This is a genomic window from Stenotrophomonas sp. STEN030, assembly GCF_056759995.1.
Map to the genome: position 1 here is coordinate 61,215 of NZ_JBRREB010000011.1, position 19,443 is coordinate 80,657.

The 19,443-nt window shown below is 63.2% G+C and carries 17 protein-coding genes; 7 read left to right on the forward strand and 10 right to left on the reverse strand.

What is annotated here, in order from left to right; genetic code table 11:
* Positions 1–2: 2 nt before the first annotated feature.
* From ACVOLR_RS05890 to ACVOLR_RS05900, 3 genes are all read right to left on the reverse strand, one after another.
* Positions 3–1,193, reverse strand: a complete 1,191-nt coding sequence (locus tag ACVOLR_RS05890; protein ID WP_481530708.1) for an argininosuccinate synthase — start codon at positions 1,191–1,193, stop codon at positions 3–5.
* 150 nt (positions 1,194–1,343) lie between these two features.
* A complete protein-coding gene (locus tag ACVOLR_RS05895) occupies positions 1,344–2,354 on the reverse strand; it encodes an N-acetylornithine carbamoyltransferase (protein ID WP_481535606.1) in 1,011 nt (336 codons plus the stop codon).
* A 302-nt stretch (positions 2,355–2,656) separates the two neighbouring features.
* Positions 2,657–3,211, reverse strand: a complete 555-nt coding sequence (locus tag ACVOLR_RS05900) for a hypothetical protein (protein WP_481535607.1) — start codon at positions 3,209–3,211, stop codon at positions 2,657–2,659.
* Positions 3,212–3,377: 166 nt separating this feature from the next.
* On the opposite strand from ACVOLR_RS05900, the gene cysS reads away from it, so the two are divergent.
* The 3 genes from cysS (at position 3,378) to ACVOLR_RS05915 (ending at position 6,616) form a co-directional block, all read left to right on the forward strand.
* Positions 3,378–4,745, forward strand: coding sequence for a cysteine--tRNA ligase (gene cysS / locus ACVOLR_RS05905; RefSeq protein ID WP_481535608.1), 1,368 nt, complete (start codon positions 3,378–3,380; stop codon positions 4,743–4,745).
* 201 nt (positions 4,746–4,946) lie between these two features.
* The gene (locus ACVOLR_RS05910; RefSeq protein ID WP_481535609.1) at positions 4,947–5,384 is read left to right on the forward strand and encodes a SufE family protein; all 438 of its coding nucleotides are present in this window, start codon (positions 4,947–4,949) and stop codon (positions 5,382–5,384) included.
* A complete protein-coding gene (locus ACVOLR_RS05915) occupies positions 5,381–6,616 on the forward strand; it encodes an MFS transporter (protein ID WP_481535610.1) in 1,236 nt (411 codons plus the stop codon). Before ACVOLR_RS05910 ends, ACVOLR_RS05915 begins: the two co-directional genes overlap by 4 nt.
* A 65-nt stretch (positions 6,617–6,681) precedes the next feature.
* Here ACVOLR_RS05915 and ACVOLR_RS05920 read toward each other — a convergent pair whose 3' ends face one another.
* The gene (locus ACVOLR_RS05920) at positions 6,682–9,003 is read right to left on the reverse strand and encodes a beta-glucosidase family protein (RefSeq protein WP_481535611.1); all 2,322 of its coding nucleotides are present in this window, start codon (positions 9,001–9,003) and stop codon (positions 6,682–6,684) included.
* A gap of 199 nt (positions 9,004–9,202) precedes the next feature.
* Positions 9,203–10,576: a carbohydrate porin gene (locus ACVOLR_RS05925; protein ID WP_481535635.1), complete on the reverse strand. Its 1,374-nt coding sequence runs from the start codon at positions 10,574–10,576 to the stop codon at positions 9,203–9,205.
* A gap of 432 nt (positions 10,577–11,008) precedes the next feature.
* Between ACVOLR_RS05925 and ACVOLR_RS05930 the strand changes: the two genes are divergently transcribed.
* Positions 11,009–11,674: a TetR family transcriptional regulator gene (locus ACVOLR_RS05930; protein WP_481535612.1), complete on the forward strand. Its 666-nt coding sequence runs from the start codon at positions 11,009–11,011 to the stop codon at positions 11,672–11,674.
* 155 nt (positions 11,675–11,829) lie between these two features.
* Here the strand turns inward: ACVOLR_RS05930 and dksA are convergent, their stop codons facing one another.
* Positions 11,830–12,972, reverse strand: coding sequence for an RNA polymerase-binding protein DksA (gene dksA, locus ACVOLR_RS05935; protein WP_481530720.1), 1,143 nt, complete (start codon positions 12,970–12,972; stop codon positions 11,830–11,832).
* 259 nt (positions 12,973–13,231) lie between these two features.
* Here dksA and yidD point away from each other — a divergent pair, with 259 nt between their 5' ends.
* From yidD to ACVOLR_RS05950, 3 genes are read left to right on the forward strand one after another with little or no spacing between them, the layout of a single operon-like run.
* Entirely contained in the window at positions 13,232–13,504 is a 273-nt protein-coding gene (gene yidD / locus ACVOLR_RS05940; RefSeq protein ID WP_481512077.1) for a membrane protein insertion efficiency factor YidD, read from the forward strand.
* 1 nt (position 13,505) lies between these two features.
* Complete coding sequence (locus ACVOLR_RS05945) at positions 13,506–14,852, forward strand: dihydroorotase (RefSeq protein ID WP_481535613.1); 1,347 nt, start codon at positions 13,506–13,508, stop codon at positions 14,850–14,852.
* Positions 14,852–15,703 (forward strand): M23 family metallopeptidase, encoded by an 852-nt coding sequence (locus tag ACVOLR_RS05950; RefSeq protein ID WP_481535614.1) that lies wholly within the window; start codon positions 14,852–14,854, stop codon positions 15,701–15,703. The genes ACVOLR_RS05945 and ACVOLR_RS05950 overlap by 1 nt, the downstream gene beginning before the upstream one ends.
* A gap of 233 nt (positions 15,704–15,936) precedes the next feature.
* On the opposite strand, the gene ACVOLR_RS05955 is transcribed toward ACVOLR_RS05950, so the two are convergent.
* From ACVOLR_RS05955 to ACVOLR_RS05970, 4 genes are read right to left on the reverse strand one after another with little or no spacing between them, the layout of a single operon-like run.
* A complete protein-coding gene (locus ACVOLR_RS05955; RefSeq protein ID WP_481535615.1) occupies positions 15,937–16,617 on the reverse strand; it encodes a phytoene/squalene synthase family protein in 681 nt (226 codons plus the stop codon).
* Positions 16,618–16,636: 19 nt separating this feature from the next.
* Positions 16,637–17,326 (reverse strand): phosphoglycolate phosphatase, encoded by a 690-nt coding sequence (locus ACVOLR_RS05960; protein WP_481535616.1) that lies wholly within the window; start codon positions 17,324–17,326, stop codon positions 16,637–16,639.
* Positions 17,323–18,045 (reverse strand): bifunctional 2-polyprenyl-6-hydroxyphenol methylase/3-demethylubiquinol 3-O-methyltransferase UbiG, encoded by a 723-nt coding sequence (gene ubiG, locus ACVOLR_RS05965; RefSeq protein ID WP_481535617.1) that lies wholly within the window; start codon positions 18,043–18,045, stop codon positions 17,323–17,325. Before ubiG ends, ACVOLR_RS05960 begins: the two co-directional genes overlap by 4 nt.
* 43 nt (positions 18,046–18,088) lie before the next feature.
* Positions 18,089–19,426: a TRZ/ATZ family hydrolase gene (locus ACVOLR_RS05970; protein WP_481535618.1), complete on the reverse strand. Its 1,338-nt coding sequence runs from the start codon at positions 19,424–19,426 to the stop codon at positions 18,089–18,091.
* Between the last annotated feature and the right edge of the window lie 17 nt (positions 19,427–19,443).

The window sequence follows — 19,443 nt, forward strand, 5'->3', positions numbered from 1 at the left end:
CCTTAGCGATTTACCTGCGCGTACAGCGTGGAACTCATGCCGAACAGCTTGATGAAGCCTTCGGCTTCTTCCACGCCCCAATCGGCCGACTGTGCATAGGTTGCGCCCTTGGCATTGAGGATGTGCTCCGAACGCACTGCCACCGCATCAACGCGGCCACCGCGGGTTTCCAGCACTACTTCACCGGTGACCTTGGCCTGCGAGGCCTTCAGGAAGGCTTCGATGTCGGTCTTGAGCGGGTCGTGGTAGAAGCCCTCGTACACCAGCTCCACCCACTTGCGCGCGACTTCCGGCTTGAAGCGATTCTGCTGCTTGGTCAGCACGGTGTCTTCCAGCGCGCGGTGCGCAGCCAGCAACGAGACCAGGCCCGGTGCTTCGAACACGATGCGGCCCTTCAGGCCAATCACGGTGTCGCCGGTGTAAACGCCGCGGCCCACGCCGTACTGCGCGAACAGCTTGTTGAGCTTGGCCAGGATCTGCTCACCCGGCAGTGCCTTGCCATCAATGGCAACGGCCTCGCCTTCAACGAACTTCAGGGTGACGGTCAGCGGCTCGATCGGCCAGGCGCTGCGCGGTGCGCACCAGCCACGTGCGCCTTCGCCTGGGGCTTCCCACTTGTCGATCTCGCCACCGGACATGGTCAGGCCCAGCAGGTTTTCGTTGATGGTGTAGGCCTGCTGCTTGGCGCGCACGCCAAAGCCGCGCGCTTCCAGGTACTTCTGCTCGTAGGCGCGGGTCTGGGTGTGTTCCTTCTGGATTTCACGGATCGGCGCGACGATCTGGTAGTCGCCCAATGCCTTCACCGCCAGGTCGAAACGCACCTGGTCGTTGCCCATGCCGGTGCAGCCGTGGGCGATGATATTCGTGCCCAGCTCGGCGGCGCGCTTGAGCGCGGCATCCACGATCAGGTAACGGTCGGACACCAGCAACGGGTACTGGCCCTGGTAGCCCTCGCCGGCCCACACGAACGGCTTGACGAAGCCATTCCAGATGGCCGGGCCGCCATCGACGGTGACGTGGCTGGTGACGCCCAGCTCGGCCGCGCGCTTTTCGATGAAATCACGCTCGTCGGCATCCACGCCGCCGGTGTCGGCGAACACGGTGTGGACGTTGTAACCACGTTCCTGCAGGTAAGGCACGCAGAAGCTGGTGTCGAGGCCGCCGGAGAAGGCGAGGACGATGTCTTTGCTCATGGGGAAGGAATCTCTGCTTTGATCTTTGAGCCCCTCTCCCTCCGGGGGAGGGGTTGGGGAGGGGGTAATGAAATGGAGACGTTGCCTGGAGCGAGGAGCTTTGCCCTCACCCCAACCCCTCTCCCGCACGCGGGAGAGGGGCTTCGAGCATTACTTGCCGATCACTGCCGCCATGATCGCCTTCTGTACGTGCAGGCGATTCTCGGCTTCGTTGATTGCAATACATTGCGGCGAATCCATCACGCCATCAGTTGCCTTGACGTTGCGGCGCAGCGGCAGGCAGTGGCTGAACACGCCATTGTTGGTCAGCGCCATCTTGGCTTCGTCAACGATGAAGTGCTGGTACTGGTCGCGGATCGGCTTTTCCGGCTCCCAGTTGCCGAAGAACGGCAGCGCGCCCCAGCTCTTGGCGTACACAACATCGGCGCCTGCGTAGGCACTCTGGATATCGTGACTGACCTGCAGCGAACCACCGCTTTCGGACACGTTCTGCTCGGCCCAACCCATGTAACGCTCGTCCAGGATGTAATCCGGGGTCGGGCACAGCAGGGTCACGTCCATGCCCATGCGGGTGGCGATGGTCAGCGCCGAGTTGGCCACCGCGGTGTTCAGCGGCTTGGGATGGTAGGTCCAGGTCAGCACGTACTTCTTGCCGCGCAGGTCGCTGGTGCCGAAGTGTTCCTGCAGCGCCATGATGTGCGCCAGCTCCTGGCACGGATGGGTGATGGTCTCCATGTTGATGACCGGCACCGGCGAATACTTGGCGAAGCTCTTGAGCACCTGGTCCTCGCGGTCCTTGCTCCAGTCGACGAACTTCGGGAAGGCGCGCACACCGATCAGGTCGACGTAACGGCCCAGCACCTTGGCCACTTCGGCAATGTGCTCTTCGGTATCACCGTCCATCACCGTGCCGAGGTTGAACTCGATCGGCCATGCATCCTTGCCCGGCTGCAGCACCACCGCGTGGCCGCCCAGCTGGAACGCGCCCAGCTCGAAGCTGGTACGGGTACGCATGGACGGGTTGAAGAACACCAGGGCGATCGACTTGCCCTTCAGGTCATCACCCAGCTTGTTCTGCTTGAACAACGACGCTTGGGTGAGCAGCGCGTCGAGCTCAGCGCGGCTCCAGTCCTGGGTGTTCAAAAAGTGCTTCAGAGACATCGATCCTTCCTTTGTTGCGGAAAACCACCGTCGCCGGTGGGCGGATGCGCATGCGCGCGGCTCATTGCGTTTGTAACTTTTGCCGAACCAGAAACGAAAAAACCCAGCCTGGGCTGGGTTTTCAGAACGGACAGCACGAAGCTCCGGTCACCCAGCGAATATGTGGGATTCCGGTCGGCGGGCACGCGACGTCATGCCGGTGGCCATCCGGGCGGTGCTGGTTTCGTGCTGGAAGCTGGTGGCTTTCATCGTCGGGCATACTCGCACGCAGGTCAGGCCGGCGCAAGTGGCGCGGTGCAACATTACGGAACGCTGTTCGCGGCCGGCGGTGCCTGGCCGATATCCGGGGTGATCGACACCCGCAGCTTGAGCCGGTTACCGGGGTCTTCCGGCAGCCGCGAGCGGAATTTGATGCCCTTGTAAACGTAATCCACGTCATAGGCGATGGGCCGGCGGAATTCACGCCCAACCTCGACGATCTTGCATTCCGGGGTCAGCAGCGCGGAAGAAGTGCCAGCACCCTGCGGGGCGAGCGCCATTTCTTCTTCCTGGGCCTCCCCTTCCTGTTTGAACATGCCACGCACGGAGTCCCAGAAACGACGGAACCCGCCCTTGTCTTCCTCACCCTTGACCTGCACCGGCGCCAGCGTGCGGGTGGACACCGGCTCGCAGTGTTCCTCGGTACGGCTGGCACGCAGGGTCTGGAAGACCGGCTCGACGTTGAGCACCTGCGCATAGTCGTAGCGCACGTTTTCCATGATCACCACGCGATTGCGCTGTTCCGGTTCCTGCGCAAGCGCGGGCACGGCGGCACCAGCCAACAGGCAGATCGTCGACAGCAATGGAGCAGGTTTCATCAAAAGGTTTGGCTTTGAGCTGGGTGCGGGTGATGGGTACTAGTGTAGGCAGCACAGCTGCCCCGGGCCTGAACATTACCCATCCGTACGCGTATTGCCCAGCCCGGGGATGCCCGACCCGGCCCGGACCGCTAGAATTGGCGGGTTCGCTTACCCCCGGATTGCCATGACCCTGCGCCTGCACAACAACCTGACGCGGCAGCTGGAGCCGTTTGCTCCGCTCGACCCCGCCGCCCCCACCCTGTATGTGTGCGGCCCCACGGTCTATAACTATGTACATATCGGCAATGCGCGCGGCCCGGTGGTGTTCGGGGTGCTGGCCGATCTGCTGCGCCGCCGTTACGGCAAATTGCGCTACGCGCGCAACATCACCGACGTTGACGACAAGATCAACGCTGCGGCCAAGGACCAAGGCGTGCCGATTTCGGCCATCACCGACCGTTTTGCCGCCGCCTACCGTGAAGACATGGCTGCGCTGGGCGTGGTGCCACCGGATATCGAGCCGGAAGCCACCGCACATATTCCGCAGATCATCGCCATGATCGAGCAGCTGATCAGCAGCGAGCACGCTTACGCCGCTGAAGGCCACGTGCTGTTCTCGGTGAGCAGTTTTGCCGATTACGGCAAGCTCTCGCGCCGCGACCCGGACGAAATGCTGGCCGGCGCCCGCGTCGAAGTGGCCCCGTACAAGCGTGATGCCGGCGACTTCGTACTGTGGAAGCCCTCCAGCGACGACCTGCCGGGCTGGGAATCGCCCTGGGGCCGAGGCCGCCCGGGCTGGCACATCGAGTGCTCGGCGATGGCTGCCGCGCATCTGGGCCCGACCATCGACATCCATGCCGGCGGCGTCGACCTGCAGTTCCCGCACCACGAGAACGAGATCGCGCAAAGCGTCTGCGCCCACGGCGGGCAGACCTTCGCCCGCGTCTGGCTGCACAACGGCATGCTCAACTTCGGCGGTACCAAGATGAGCAAGTCGATCGGCAATATCGAGCGCGTGCATGATCTGGTTCGCCAGCACCCGCCGGAAGCGCTGCGCTATGCGTTGCTGTCGGCGCATTACCGGCAGCCGCTGGAGTGGTCCGATGCGTTGATCGAACAATCGGTGCGCACCTTGGACCGTTTGTACGGCACCTTGCGTGATCTGGCTGATGTCAGTGTTGACGGCGTGATTCCGGCCGGCGTTGAGGCGGCGCTGGACGATGACCTCAATACGCCGCTGGCGTTGGCTGAAGTGGCCCGTATCGCCAGCGAAGCGCGTAAGGCCGAGTCCGGCGAGGACAAGCTGCGCCTGAAGCGCGAGTTGCTCGGTGCAGGCCTGGCACTTGGTCTGTTGCAGCAGGCACCGGCCGAATGGTTCGGACGTGGCGCTGAAGCCGGCGACGATGCACGCATCCAGGCGCTGATCGACGAGCGCATCGCCGCCAAGCAGGCGCGCGACTTTGGGCGTGCCGATGCCATCCGCGACCAGTTGGCTGCGGAGAACATCGTGCTGGAAGACACGCCGCAGGGTGTGCGTTGGAAGCGCGGGTAAGGCTTGCCCTCACCCCAACCTCTCTCCCGTGAACGGGAGAAGGGCTAGAGCGAAAGCTGCAATTGCACACATAGCGTCGGCTAACGGCGCACTGAGCCCCTCTCCCGCGTGCGGGAGAGGGGTTGGGGTGAGGGCAACAACGCCCCGACCCACACCAAAGCCCCTCGCCACCAAGGCGACCGGCCAAGCACAGGACCAAAAATGATCAACTCCCCCTTCCCGCTCGAACCCACACCCGCCGAAGCACAGGCTGCCATCGCCGAGGAGTTCTCCTTCTTCGGTGACTGGTCCGAGCGTTACCAATACCTGATCGACCTCGGCCGCAAGCTGCCCGCGCTTCCCGAAGAATGGAAGACCGAAGAAAACCGCCTGCTCGGCTGCCAGTCCATGGTCTGGATCGTGCCCGAAGGCGATGCCGACAAACTGGTATTCCATGCAATCAGCGATTCGGCGATTGTCTCGGGCCTGATCTACCTGGCGCTGCGCGTGTACTCGGGCCGCTCGGCCGCTGAAATCCTCGCCACCGAACCGGACTACGTGTCCGCCATTGGCTTGGCCAAGCACCTGTCACCGACCCGCAGCAATGGCCTTGCGGCGATGCTGGCCTTCATCCGCGACACCGCCCAAGCCAAGCAGTGAACAAAACCGGCTCCATCTCCGAACTGCTGCGCCAGCCCGGCTTCACCCAGCTGCTGCTGTACCGCATTGCCGGCATGCTGTCCTACCAGATCGTCGCGGTCACGGTCGGCTGGCATATCTACGAAGTCACCCGCAATCCGTTCTCGCTGGGGCTGATCGGCCTGGCCGAGGTGCTGCCCTACTTCTGTGTAGCGCCATTCGCCGGCTATCTGGTCGATCATCTGCCGCGCCGCAAGCTTGGTATGACCGCCTGTCTCGGCTTGATCGCCACCGCCATGATGCTGGTTGCCGTGGCCACCGGCTGGCTACCGGTCAAAGGGGTGTGGCCGATCTATCTGGCGGTGGCACTGACCGGTATGGTCCGCGCCTTCCTGTCACCGGTCTACAACGCCTTGTTCGCACGCGTGCTCAAGCGTGAGCAGTTTGCGCGTGGCGCCGGCTTCGGCACGGTGGTGTTCCAGATGGGCATGGTGATTGGCCCTGCGCTGGGCGGTGTCCTGGTCGCCGTTGGCGGCAAGGGCCTGTCCTATGGCGTGGCGGCGACGATGGCAGTGCTGGCGCTGATTGCACTGGCCTCGCTCAAGGTCAGCGAACCCGCACCGCCGCAGACCCGCGCACCTATCTTCGCCAGCATCGCCGAAGGCGCACGCTTCGTGCTGTCCAACCAGATCATGCTTGGCGCGATGGCGCTGGATATGTTCTCGGTACTGCTTGGCGGCGTGGTCGCAATGTTGCCGGCCTTCATCCAGGACATCCTGCACTACGGCCCGGAAGGCCTGGGCATCCTGCGTGCGGCACCGGCACTGGGCTCAATCGCGGTCGGCCTGTGGCTGGCCCGGCACCCCCTGCGACGCAATGCCGGTCGCGTACTGCTGTTCGCGGTGGCCGGTTTCGGCCTGTGCGTGATCGCCTTCGGACTGTCCAGGAGCTTCTGGCTGTCCGCCGCCATTCTGGTGTTCTACGGCGCCTGCGATGGCGTGTCGGTGGTGGTGCGCTCGACCATCATGCAATTGGTGACGCCGGATGAAATGCGTGGCCGGGTCTCGTCGATCAACGGCATCTTCATCAGTTCGTCCAACGAACTGGGTGCGTTCTACGGCGGCAGCATGGCGCGCCTGCTGGGCCTGGTAACGGCAGTGGTGATCGGTGGTTGCGCGGTACTTGGCGTGGCCGGCATTACTGCATGGAAGGCGCCCAAGCTGCGCAAGCTCGACAACCTGCAGGACCTGTAGCCAGGTCAACGCCGGGGCAAGCACTACGCTTGCCCCGGCTAGTGCATCTCAAACGACAACACCCATCACGGCGCGTAGTCGCTGGCTTGCGGCTTCTCGAACGCCTGCTGCGCACGGATATCGCGCGAAGACGCACCCACACGCAGACTGTAGGTCCCTGCATCGGCTATCCAACGGCCCCGACCCGCATCGAACGAGGCCAGGTCCTTGCCTTCGATCTCGAACTGCAGCACCTGCGATTGCCCGGGCTGCAGATCACCGGTTTTGCCGAACGCGCGCAACTCCTGCGAAGGTTTTTCCAGTGCACCTTGCGGTGCACTCACATAGAGCTGCGCCACTTCGCGCCCAGCGACCTTGCCAGTGTTGGTGATCTTGACGCTGGCCCGCACCAGACCAGGCTTGCTGGCATCCACTTGCAGATCGCTATAACCGAACGTGGTGTAGGACAGGCCGAAGCCAAACGGATAGGCAACCTCCACTTTGTGCGTATCGAAGTGGCGATAACCGACCCAGATGCCATCGGTGTATTCCACTTCGGCGGCGCGGGCAATCTGGCCGAAGAGCGATTTCGCATTCGGATCCGGGCCCAGCAACTCCTTGCCAGGGAAGCCGTTGCTTGCCGGGTAATCACTCAGCTGTACGGCAAACGTGTCCACCAGCTTACCGGAAGGATTGACAGCACCAGACAATACATCGGCTATGGCATTCCCCGCCTCCTGACCAGGTTGCCACGCCAGCAGGATCGCATCGGCAAACCGGCTCCAGCTGGCTGTTTCGATTACGCCACCGATATTGAGCACCACCACCAGCTTCTTGCCCTGGCTGTGGAAGGCATTGGCGGTGCGTTCCAGCAAGGCGTGCTCGGCCGCGGTCAAGACGAAGTCCCCCTCCACCTTGCGGTCGACGAATTCACCCGAGATGCGGCCGATGGTGACTATCGCCACATCCTGCTGCTGTGCCAACTGCTGCAGTTCCGCATCGCTCATCACACGCTCGGCAATACGCGGCTTGCTCAGGTACCACTCCGTCTTCGGCAGTTTGGCAGCCTCTTCACTGATGTAGCGCGTGTAGCCCTGCTCGAGCCCACTCGCATTGCTGAAGCCCGCAGTTTCCAAACCACGCGGCAGCGCAACGGCATAGGCCTCGTTGACGTCACCACTGCCGGTGCCGCCCAGTATCACCTCATAGCTGCCATGGCCCAACAACGCCACTCGCGCCGCAGCAGGTAGCGGCAGGGTCGCATCCTTGTTCTTCAGCAGTACCATGCTTTGCGTGGCCGCACTACGCGAAATACCCGCATTTGCCCGCAGGTCTGGTTGATCCGAATGCGGCAACTGCTTGAATGCACGGCTGCGCAGCACCAGTTCCAGCACCTGGGTAACGTTGCGATCAAGCACCGCTTCATCCAACGTGCCATCGCCCACTGCGGTCAGGATCGCCTTGCGCTGCTTGCCGGTGCCTGGCATCAACAGTTCATTGCCCGCCCGCATCTGCGCAACCGCGTCCTGCCCGCCAAACCAATCGGTCATCACCACGCCCTGGTAACCCCACTGCGCGCGTAGCACGTCAGTCAACAGCCAATGGCTTTCCGAGGTATAGGTGCCATTGAGCTTGTTGTAGCTGGACATCACCGTCCACGGCTGGCCTTTGCGCGTGGATATCTCGAAACTTTTCAGGTAGATCTCGCGCAAGGTGCGCTCATCCACCTTTGCATTGATGGTGTTGCGGTTCCACTCGTGGTTGTTGACCGCGAAGTGCTTCACCGATGCGCCTACACCGCGATCCTGCAGCCCGTTCACCAATGCTGCGGCGGTCTCGCCGCTGACCACCGGATCTTCCGAGTAGTACTCGAAGTTGCGTCCGCCCAAGGGGTAGCGATGGATGTTCTGCGCTGGCGTCAGCATTACATCTATACCGTAAGCAGCGGCTTCGTCGCCAATGGCCGCGCCTACCTGGCGTACAAGTACCGGGTCCCAGGAACTGGCCAGGGCGCTGCCAATCGGAAAAGCAGTGGCATAAAAAGTCTTTCCAGGCACATCCTTCCGGGTGGGCTCTATGCGCACGCCGGCCGGACCATCGGACAACACCAACGAGGGAATGCCAAGCCGCGGCACCGCCACAGTCGCACCCGCGGCACCTGCGACTTTGTCTTCGATGGCCCCCACTACCGGCGCCTGCATATCGTCAGGTAAGCCAGCAAAGTTCATGCCCTGACCTGTGACCAGTTCAACCTTCTCCTGCAAGGTCATTGCCGCCACCACCTCCGCAAGCGGTGCCTTACCCAGCTGCGGAAGCTCTTTGGCCTGGGCCAGATTCATCACCAACACGTTGACTGCCACGCTGATCAACAAGGGCTTGAACCCCGGTTTTTTCTGCATCATTGCCATGTTGCGTACTCCGGTTTGCGCCTGCGCGGTAATGCTGGGCGCTGCATGTCTGGAAGTGGCGCGCCCGCATCCAGGCAGCGCGCAATGGTTGTTCCGGTGCAACGGCAGGCGATACGTCGCCATCAACGCATCCGCATCCCTACGGCGCCTGCCTTGTTACAGCGAGAAAGTCCGGCCACTGAACGTGGACAGAGGAAACTCAGAACGAGAACGTCAACTGGCTCTGCAGATTCATCGCATCCGGGTGTTGCGTGGTAACTATCGGGTTGCGCGTGTAGCTCAAGGTGTTTACCCAATAGATGCCGCGAAACGCACGCAAGGCATACGAGGCGGATGCCGAGGAACTGAAATGCACCGGATTCATTCCGAGCGAACTCAGGTAGCGGCGGGCGTCATCGCTCACTTCGGTGCGGGTGTAGCCTAGCGACACCATGTCCCCTGGCCGCTTCGCGAACGGTGCAAGGCTATATAGGGTTACCGCGTAATCCGAGCTGAAAATATTGTGCTCGGCCGGTGCGTAGTTGGCCTTCAGATTGAAGTACCAACCTCGATACGGCGTGGATTGATCGGGCTGGGTGAACTGGTGATCGGCCACTACATAGAACGCACGATTGGTTCCCTTGCGCTGTGGATTGCGGAAATCGGTGTAGAGCGTTCGGTTGTAGACCGTACCCTGGCGCAACCAGGTCATGCGGGTAGTCGCACTGGACGTAACCCGATAGCCGATTTCATTGACGTAGATCGGCTTGGTGCCCTCCACGCTCCATTTCAGGCCAGTAGGATTGGCCTTGCTGTCTGCCAGAAAGCCATCAGGACTCTGCGAGCGCGCTACACCAAAGTGGTCGTAGAAGCGGCCATTTTTCGAGTACAGCCGGATATCCATCCCAGGCACTGGCTTGAAGGCTGCCATGCCGGCCAGATTGGGAATGATGCTGGTGGGGCCAAGTGCCGAAGACGCGGTGCTTGCTCCCAGGAACAAACCAACAAACTGGCCCAGCATTCCGTAGTAGCCGTACTGGATGCGTACACGGCCATCAGCAAACTCCTGCTCGACCGATAGCTGCGCTACCGCTGCGTCGTCGTTCAAACCTGCATCGCGGTAAACGGTACGCCAGCTGTTTACCTCGAATGTCAGCTGTGATCGCTTGCCCCACCAGCCCAGCCGTGACAGATCATAGGTAGTGATGGTCCCCAGCGCGCCGCTGAAGCTGGGCCGCTGCCCGTTGTATTGCTGCGGGCGGGCCTCCTGGCCGCGCAGATCATAGGTTTCCGTCGCGCTGTAGTAACCCATGAACATCCAGCCGTTGTCGTACAACTTCGGCCGTAAACCGAGCAGGTCCGGCGACAGCGTTTCGCAGGTGGTAATGATGGGCGCTTCGGAACCACGACTGACGAAAGCATCGTAGTCATGGCAGCTCGGCGTCGACAGCTGGCTCGACACCTGTGCGGTAGAGGACTCAGCCTGCGGCTCAGTGCTCGACGTCTCGCCTGTCAGCGGTGCAGCAGCGGATGCGGCATCGGCTTGGGCGTAAGCCATCGACGCAGCAAGGCCCAGGCAGATAGCCAGCGTCATCCTGCTCACGATGATGGCCCTCCCGTTACAACAGTACGTGTTCATTACTTTTCTCTCCAGATTGATGAAGAGCAGCCAGCGCCACAGCGTCGACCGCCCGCGCAAACACAACCAATCGGCATGCGCAGGGCGGACACGTTGATCCATCCCAGGCACTCCAACGTCGGCCTTTCCGGCACGTTCTTCATCAGGCGGGGCTGGTCGCTGCACAGCTGCCGCAATCAGTGCTGCGGCGCGGTCCAGCTGCGTGCAATCCCCCTCCGGGATGTTGTTACGGCGATACGACTACTTACCGTTGCGCCGACGCCGCGGCAGTAAACCTACCAGTCAGTAGGTTTGTCAAAAACTGTGACGCGGGTACAGTTTCAAAACAGATAGCGTGCGTGGCAGACGCGGATACACTGCGCACCTGACCCGAGCCGGGATCGCGCTTTGCCAACCTCCAAGCAGACAACGCCAGTCACCCGTACCCGCCGACGTTCCCCCAAGGGCGACCAGCGTCGGCAACAGATTCTCGATGCGGCAATGCGCGTGTTCGCGCGCGATGGCTACAGCAATGCCTCCATCGCCGAGGTCGCAACCGATGTCGGCCTCACCCTGCCCGGCCTGCTGCATTACTTTCCGAGCAAGGCCGAGATGCTGCTGGCGGTATTGGAAGTCCGCGATCAACGCAGTCCGCGCCTGCCAGGCTACCCGCAGGATTACACGCTTGAAGATGCCGCAGCGGGACCGCCGCTTCCCTGGTCGGAGGTGCTGGATCAGTTGCGCCTGGCCAATCGCGCCAATGCCGACATTCCGGGCGTGATCAAGGCTTTCTCGCTGCTCAACGCAGAAAGCCTCAGCGACGATCACCCCGCACAGGACTGGTTCCGCCAACGCACAGGACTGATGCTGCAGTACATCGCGCACAGCCTGCGCCATGGCCAGGAAATCGGTGAGATCAGCCTCGCAGTTGATCCAGACCAGATCGCCGCCGAACTGATTGCCATGATGGATGGCTTACAGCTGCTTTGGCTGCGCCACCCGGGCAAGGTCAACCTGGAAAAGTACTTCGAAGACTATCTGCAGCGCCTGCAGCAAGCCGTACAGGTCAGCTGATGCCACGAACGTGGACAACTCTGCCTTAGCGGGCAGCTGCCTCGTTACTGCCGAGCATCAGCGCGGCGCAGGACGGAGGGTTGAGAAGACCTGCCGGGCAGCGAAAAACAAAAACCCCGCCGAAGCGGGGTTTTGTTCAACCAATACAGCTGGACTTAGTCGCCCTGCTGCTTCTGCAGGTGCTCCCAACGCTCCTGCGCATCAATCGTGCGCTCGGCGGTGAGACGGGCTTCCAGGCGATCCAGACCGATGTCTTCGCCGGTATCGACGCAGAAACCATAGTCGCCGGCTTCCAGACGCTTGAGCGTGCTGTCGATCTTGCCGATCAGCTTGCGGTAGCGGTCGCGGGTACGCAGTTCCAGCGAGTTTTCCGTTTCGCGGGTTGCACGCTCGGCTTCATCGCCGATGTCACGCACTTCCTCACGCAGGTTCTCGATGGTCTGCTTCGATTCCTCGACCAGGTCCGCACGCCAGTTCAACAGGCGCTGGCGGAAGTACTCCTGCTGCAGCGTGCTCATGTACTCCTCATCTGCGGACGGCTTATAGCCAGCCGGCAGGATCGGACGGCCAGTGGTCTCGTCGATGTTGTATTCGACAACCTTGTACTTGCTGCGCGGCGCCGGAGCGGTCGAACGCGCGGTGACAGCGACTGCAACCTTGCCGACCGGACGGACGGCAACAGGAGCGGTGGATTTGACGGGAGTTTTGACGTTGGATTTCGAAACAGGCACGGGATTCTTGGATTGCGGGGTCTTGGCCGCTGGAGCCGGCTTGGCAGCGACCGGCGCAGGTGCCGGAGCTGGGGCCGTCTTGGCGACTTCGACCGGGACAGACTTGGCCGCCGCCGGCTTTGCAGCTGGCTTCGGTACGGACTTGACCACGGGTTTGACAGGAGTCTTGAGCGTCTTGGTGGCCACTGGTTCGGCCACTTTTTTAACTACGGGTTTGGCAACGGGCTTGGTGGCCTTGGCAACCGGCGCAGCTGCTTTCTTGGCAACTGGCGCGGCAACCGGCGTGGTCACCTTTTTGACCGCTGCCTTCTTGGCAGGGGCCGCCTTTTTAGCGACTGCCGTCTTAACCGCAGCCTTCTTGGCGACGGGCTTGCTGGCAGGAGCTGCTTGCTTGACCGGCGTTTTCTTGGCGACCGCCTTGGTGGCGGGCGCTTTCTTCGCTGCCGGCTTGGCAACCTTTGCGACCGGCTTGCTTGCAACCGGCTTGGACGCCGCCTTCTTGACTACAGGTTTGGCGGTTTTCTTGGCGACCTTGACGGCCTTTTTTGCAGGTTTTTTAGCAGCCACGAAACGCTCTTCCTTGTTTCCCCCGGGGCCCGGGAAAGCGGGCCTTTATAGCCTACCCGACCAGCAGCAGCAACCGCGCCGGGCACCGTATGTGAACGGATGCCCGACCCGTGCAGTACAGGTCCGGTGGCGTCACCGGACCGTTTCGCGCAGTTCGGAACGTAACCAGGCGCGCCATCGCCCCTGGCTGGCAGCGGAAAGCACGGAGTGTTTACCGGCGCCATCCCGCATCCTGCGACAAATACTGCTCGCTTGCCAAGTGGCTTATCATTTAACCGTGATCGGCCGACTCCTCATTGCCGTACTGCGCTCCTACAAGCGCTTCATCAGCCCCCTGCTTGGGCCGCGCTGTCGTTTCTATCCCAGCTGCTCGGAATACTCCATGGACGCGATCCGTATACACGGTCCGCTACGGGGGTGTTGGCTTACCCTGCGCCGGCTGGGGCGCTGCCATCCGTTCCATCCGGGCGGACTGGATCCGGTCCCGGAGCGCGCCGATTCTCCCTCTTGCCGCTGCACAGGAAAACACTGACATGTCCTCCACCCTTATCCGCAATGCCCGCATGGTCAACGAAGGTCGCACCTTCGACGGCGACCTGCGCATCGAGAACGACCGTATCGCGCAGATCGGCAGCGGCCTGACTCCGCGCGATGGTGAGCAAGTGGTGGACGCGGGCGGACGCTGGCTGCTGCCCGGGATGATCGATGATCAGGTCCACTTCCGCGAACCCGGCCTGACCCACAAGGGCGACATCGCCAGCGAATCGGCTGCCGCGGTTGCCGGCGGCCTGACCAGCTTCATGGACATGCCCAATACCAACCCGCCGACCCTGGATTCGACCATCCTCGAAGCCAAGTACGAACTGGCCAAGGGCCGTGCCTGGGCCAATTACGGCTTCTACCACGGCGCCAGCAACGACAACCTGGAAGCGATCCGCGTACTCGACCCGAAGAAGGCGCCGGGCGTGAAGGTGTTCATGGGCGCCTCCACCGGCAACATGCTGGTCGACAACCCGGAAACCCTGGACGCGATTTTCCGCGAATGCCCCACCCCGATCATCACGCACTGTGAAGACACGCCGATGATCGACGCCAACATGAAGGCGTTCCAGGAAAAGTACGGCGACGCGCTGACCCCGGACATGCACCCGGATATCCGCTCGCGTGAGGCCTGCATCAAATCCACCCGCTTGGCGATGTCACTGGCCCGCAAGCACGGCACCCGTCTGCACGTGCTGCATATCTCCACCGCCGACGAACTGGCCCTGTTCGAGAAAGGTCCGTTGATCCGCGCCGATGGCAGCCGCAAGCAGATCACCGCCGAAACCTGCGTGCACTTCCTGCATTTCGCGCGCCCGGACTATGCAACCAAGGGCAACCTGATCAAGTGCAACCCGGCGATCAAGGAAGTGGCAGACCGCGAGGCGATCACCGCCGCACTGGCTGACGACGTGCTCGACGTGCTGGCCACCGACCATGCCCCACACACCTGGGAAGAGAAGCAGAAGCCCTACGCACAGGCACCGTCCGGCCTGCCGCTGGTGCAGTACGCGCTGGTCGCCGCGCTGGAGCGCGTGCACGAAGGCAAACTGACCCGCGAACAAGTGGTACAGAAGTTCGCCCATGCACCAGCGCAGTTGTTCGACGTCGAGGAGCGCGGCTTCCTGCGCGAGGGTTACTTCGCCGACCTGGTGCTGGTCGAGGACGTGCCCTTCACGGTCAAGCGCGAGGACGTGCTGTCCAAGTGCGGCTGGTCGCCGTTCGAAGGCACCACCTTCAGTTCGCGCATCGCCTCCACCTGGGTCAATGGCCAGCAGGTGTGGGACGGCAACAAGCTGGTGGGCGCACCGGCCGGCCAGCGCATGACCTACGACCGTTGATGCGTTCGGTCCTGATGATGGGGGCGTTGCTGCTGGCAGCGCCCCTGCTTACCGCCCTGCCCGCACAGGCCCAGGATGGCATCGGCAACCTGCTCGACAACCGCGTGGTGTTCCCGGCCAGCGCCTCGCAGGGCGCGATGGTGATCGGCAAGGTGCCGGCTGGCAGTAGCGTCCGCTATGCGGGCCGCGACTTGCGGGTCAGCAGCTATGGCAGCGTGGTGCTCGGCATCGGCCGCGACGAAAAAGGCCCGCTGCAGGTACAGGTGCAGCGCCCGGACGGCGGCAGCGAGACGGTTTCGATTGCGGTGACTGCGCGCGACTGGCCGGTAGAGCGGGTCAATGGCGTGCCGCCAAAGACGGTGAATCCGCCGCCGGCAATCGCCGAGCGGATTGCCCGTGAACAGGCGCAGGTGACTGAATCACGCAAGCGCGACGACAACCGCACCGACTTCACCCAGACCTTCATCTGGCCGGTGCAGGGGCGAATCAGTGGCCGCTTCGGCAATGCCCGTGTCTACAACGGACAGCCTGGGAGCGGTCACTCGGGCATGGATATCGCCGTGCCCACGGGTACGCCAGTGAAGGCGCCCGCAGCTGGCATCGTGACGTTTGCGGGCCCAGATCTGTATCTGACGGGCGGCACCCTGGTGCTGGACCACGGCTTCGGCATCAGCTCCAACTTCCTGCACCTGTCGCGGATCGACGTGAAGGTCGGTGACAGAATCGAGCAAGGGCAGAACATCGCCGCAGTCGGCGCAACCGGTCGAGCGACCGGCCCCCACCTACACTGGGGCATGAACTGGTTCGACACCCGCATCGACCCGCTGCTGGTGCTGGAGCGCGGCAAATAAAGCCTAGGGATTCCACGCTCGGCAGGGGCATCACCCGTAGTGCCGCGCCCAGCGCCGCCCTACAGGTGCATTCCCAACAAAGCGGGTGGGGGCGGCGTGAGCCGCGAAGCTGATAAATCAACAACGCAGAGCTGCCCTCATCCGCCCCCCGCCTTCGCGGGGGCAGGCCCTCCGGGCACCTTCTCCCGTAAACGGGAGAAGGCAGCGACTCCGGCAAACTCCGCCCTACCGCCTCAGCCTCGCGCAGCCCACCAGCTACGCAACATCAAACCCGCCGGACTCGGCTGGTATTCACCACCACGGATGCGTGCCTGCTGGCGGCCACGCGCCAGCACCGCATAGACACGGCGCGGACGTGGGCCGGCGACGCGCGACGGCCAAGCCGCCTGAAGGGCCTTGTCCCATTCCATTTCATTGCTGAAGGCCTGCGGCACCGACGCAGCATTTTCCTGCACGCGCAACGCCAGCATCTGCGTGATCAGCGCCTCGGCAGCCGCCGGCGACGGTTTGCTGTTGAACACAGCTGCTTCCACCGCCGCCGCCGCTGTCGCGTACTGCGCCAACACTTTGCGTGCCTGCGCGGCATCAGCCACGCGATCACGCGCATCGATCAAGCCCGGCAAGGCATCAGCCAGTTGCGCCCACGGCGCACGCACCGGCTCCAGCAGGCGTCCCAGCGGGTGTCGCGAACGCTGCACCTCCCAGCTGCGCAGCTCCTCGCCCCACCACGCCAGCTTGGCGTCCTGCGGCGTGGTGTCGCCACTGGCGTTCAAGATGTCGTCGAATTCCTGCAGCAGCGCGAACCAGGCCACGCTGCGCTCACGATCGGCCTCGTCGACAAAGCGCTCCACGAAGGCCCATTCCGGCCAACGCTCACGCCACTTGTCCAGAAAGCTGTCCAGCGCACTGCTCACATCAAACCTCGTTGTTGAATCAGGCCGAAGCCGGTTGGGTAGCTGGCCATGCGGCGGGCTGCCAAAGTTGTTGCGGTAACTCACAAATGCTGTCGGCCTGCCAGGCCTGCGGGTCATCACCGTGCAGACGGTAGCCCCACAACACCGCCACCGACGGCATCCCGGCGGCGCGCGCGGCAATGATGTCGCGCTCGTCATCGCCGACGTAGACACAGGCACTGGCGGCGGTCTTGATCTGTTGTGCGGCCACCTGCAGCGGCAGCGGGTGCGGCTTGCGCTCGGCCAGGGTGTCACCGCCGATCAGCACCGCGCAGCGCTGTTCCCAGCCCAGCTGCGGCAGGATCAGGCGCGCCAGATACTCCGGCTTGTTGGTGACGATGCCCCAGGTGGTGCCGTTCTGCTCCAGCGCCTGCAGCATGGTTTCAATGCCATCGAACAGCGTCGCGTACTGGCCGATCAGTGCTTCGTAGATCTCCAGGAACTCGGGAATCAACGCATGCCGTTCGGCCTCGCCCATCAGCGGGAAGGCAACCGCCAGCATCGCGCGCGAGCCCTTGGACACCGCCGGGCGCAGCTGCTCCAGCGTTATCTCGTCCATGCCACGTGCCTGCAGCATGCGGTTGGCGGTGACGACGAAGTCCGGTGCGCTGTCCAGCAAGGTACCGTCCAGGTCGAACAGCACGGCTGGCGGGAAGGAATCGGCACTCATGCCTGTTCCGGCTTGACCGCGTAGGCCAGGTAGTTGATGTCGGTGCGGCTGCTCAGGCGGGCGCGGTTGCGCCACGGCTCGTAGGCCATGCCGCTGACGTCCTGCAAGGACAGATCAGCCGCGCGCAGCCATGCACCCAGCTCGGCCGGCTTGATGAATTCCTGGTAGTGGTGCGTGCCCTTGGGCAGCAGTCGGGCGATGTACTCGGCGCCGACAATTGCCACGGCGAATGCGGCCGGGGTGCGGTTGATGGTAGACAGGAACAGCTTGCCACCCGGACGCAGCAGACGATGGCAGGCGGCGATGATCGCACCCGGGTCCGGTACGTGCTCCAGCATTTCCATGCAAGTCACCACGTCGAAACTGCCCGGGTGTTCTGCGGCCAGGTCTTCGGCTGCCTGCACCCGATAGTCGACGGTAACGCCGGATTCCAGGCCGTGCAGGCGGGCAACTTTCACCAGTTCCGGGGCCAGATCGATGGCCGTAACCTGCGCGCCTTCTTTGGCCAGCGCTTCACTGAGCAGGCCGCCGCCGCAGCCGATGTCCAGCACCTTGGCGCCGCGCAGGCTGGCGCGGTCAGCCACGTACTTCAGGCGCACCGGATTGAGCGCGTGCAACGGCTTCTGCGGGCCGTCGGCATCCCACCAGCGGGTTGCCAACGCGGCGAACTTGTCCAGTTCGGCCTGATCGAAGTTGGTAGAGGTGGAAGCTGCACTCATATCGGTTTCCTCTTGCGGCCGCGTGGGGCGGCCGGTTGCGCGGTCAGGCGCGAATGGTACGGATGCGGTCGCGCCATTGGCGCGCATTGGCGGTGATCGCGGCAATGTCCATGTCGACCAACTGACGCTGGACCAGCTTGGGCTTGCCGGCGATCCACACATCGCTGACCTGATGGCGGCCAGCGGCATAGACCAGCTGTGACAGCACATGGTGCAGCGGTTGGGTTTCCAGCGCGGACAGGTCCACGCAGGCCAGATCGGCCTGCTTGCCAACCTCGATCGAGCCGATGCGATCACCGAAGCCCAGCGCGCGTGCGCCGCCCAGCGTCGATGCGCGCAACGTACTCGCTGCATCAAGCGCGGTAGCGTCGTTGGCCACAGCCTTGGCGAGGATGGCCGCGGTGCGGTTCTCGCTGAACATGTCCAGGTCGTTGTTGCTGGCGCAGCCGTCGGTGCCGATCGCCAGATTGACGCCGGCCTTGACCAGCGCACAGGCCGGGCAGAAGCCCGAGGCCAGCTTCAGGTTGGACTCCGGGCAATGCACCACGCTGACGCCGCGCTCGGCACACAGATGGATCTCGGCATCGGTGAGCTGGGTCATGTGCACCGCGATCAAACGCTCGTTGACCAGACCCAGGCGATCCAGTCGCGCCAGCGGGCGCTGCCCGTGCAGGGCGATGGAATCGGTGATCTCCTGCGCGGTCTCATGCGTGTGCAGATGCACGCGGCTGTCGAGCTGGTCGGACAACATCCGCACCCGCTCGAAATTGGCGTCGTTCACCGTATACGGCGCATGCGGCGCGAACGCGGTGCCGATCAGCGCGTCGCCGCGCCAGGTATCGTGCAACTCGGTGGCGCGGGCGAAATACTCGTCATCAGTCTTGGCCCAGGCGCTGGGGAAGTCGATGATCACCGAGCCGACCAGCGCGCGGAAGCCGTGCTTCTTGTAGACAGCGGCCTGCACGTCGGCGAAGAAATAGTTTTCGTTGGCGCAGGTGGTGCCGCCGCGCAGCATCTCGGCGATGGCCAGGGTGGTGCCGTCAGCGACGAACTCCGGCCCGATCACCGCCGCTTCCACCGGCCAGATGTGCTCGCGCAGCCAGGTCATCAGCGGCAGATCATCGGCGATGCCGCGCAGCAGCGTCATCGGGTTGTGGGTATGGGCATTGACCAGGCCGGGGATCAGCGCCGCTTCCGGGCGCGAAACGACCTGCTTTGCGCTGAAGCGGGCGCGGGCCTCGGCACGCGGCAGCACTGCCACGATCACGCCGTCATGAATCGCCACCGCGTGGTCTTCAAGCACCACCGCGTGCGGCTCTACCGGCACTACGTAACCGGCTTCGATCAATAGATCGCACTGCTGGGGTTGGATATCACTCACGGTCATCACCTTTCTGT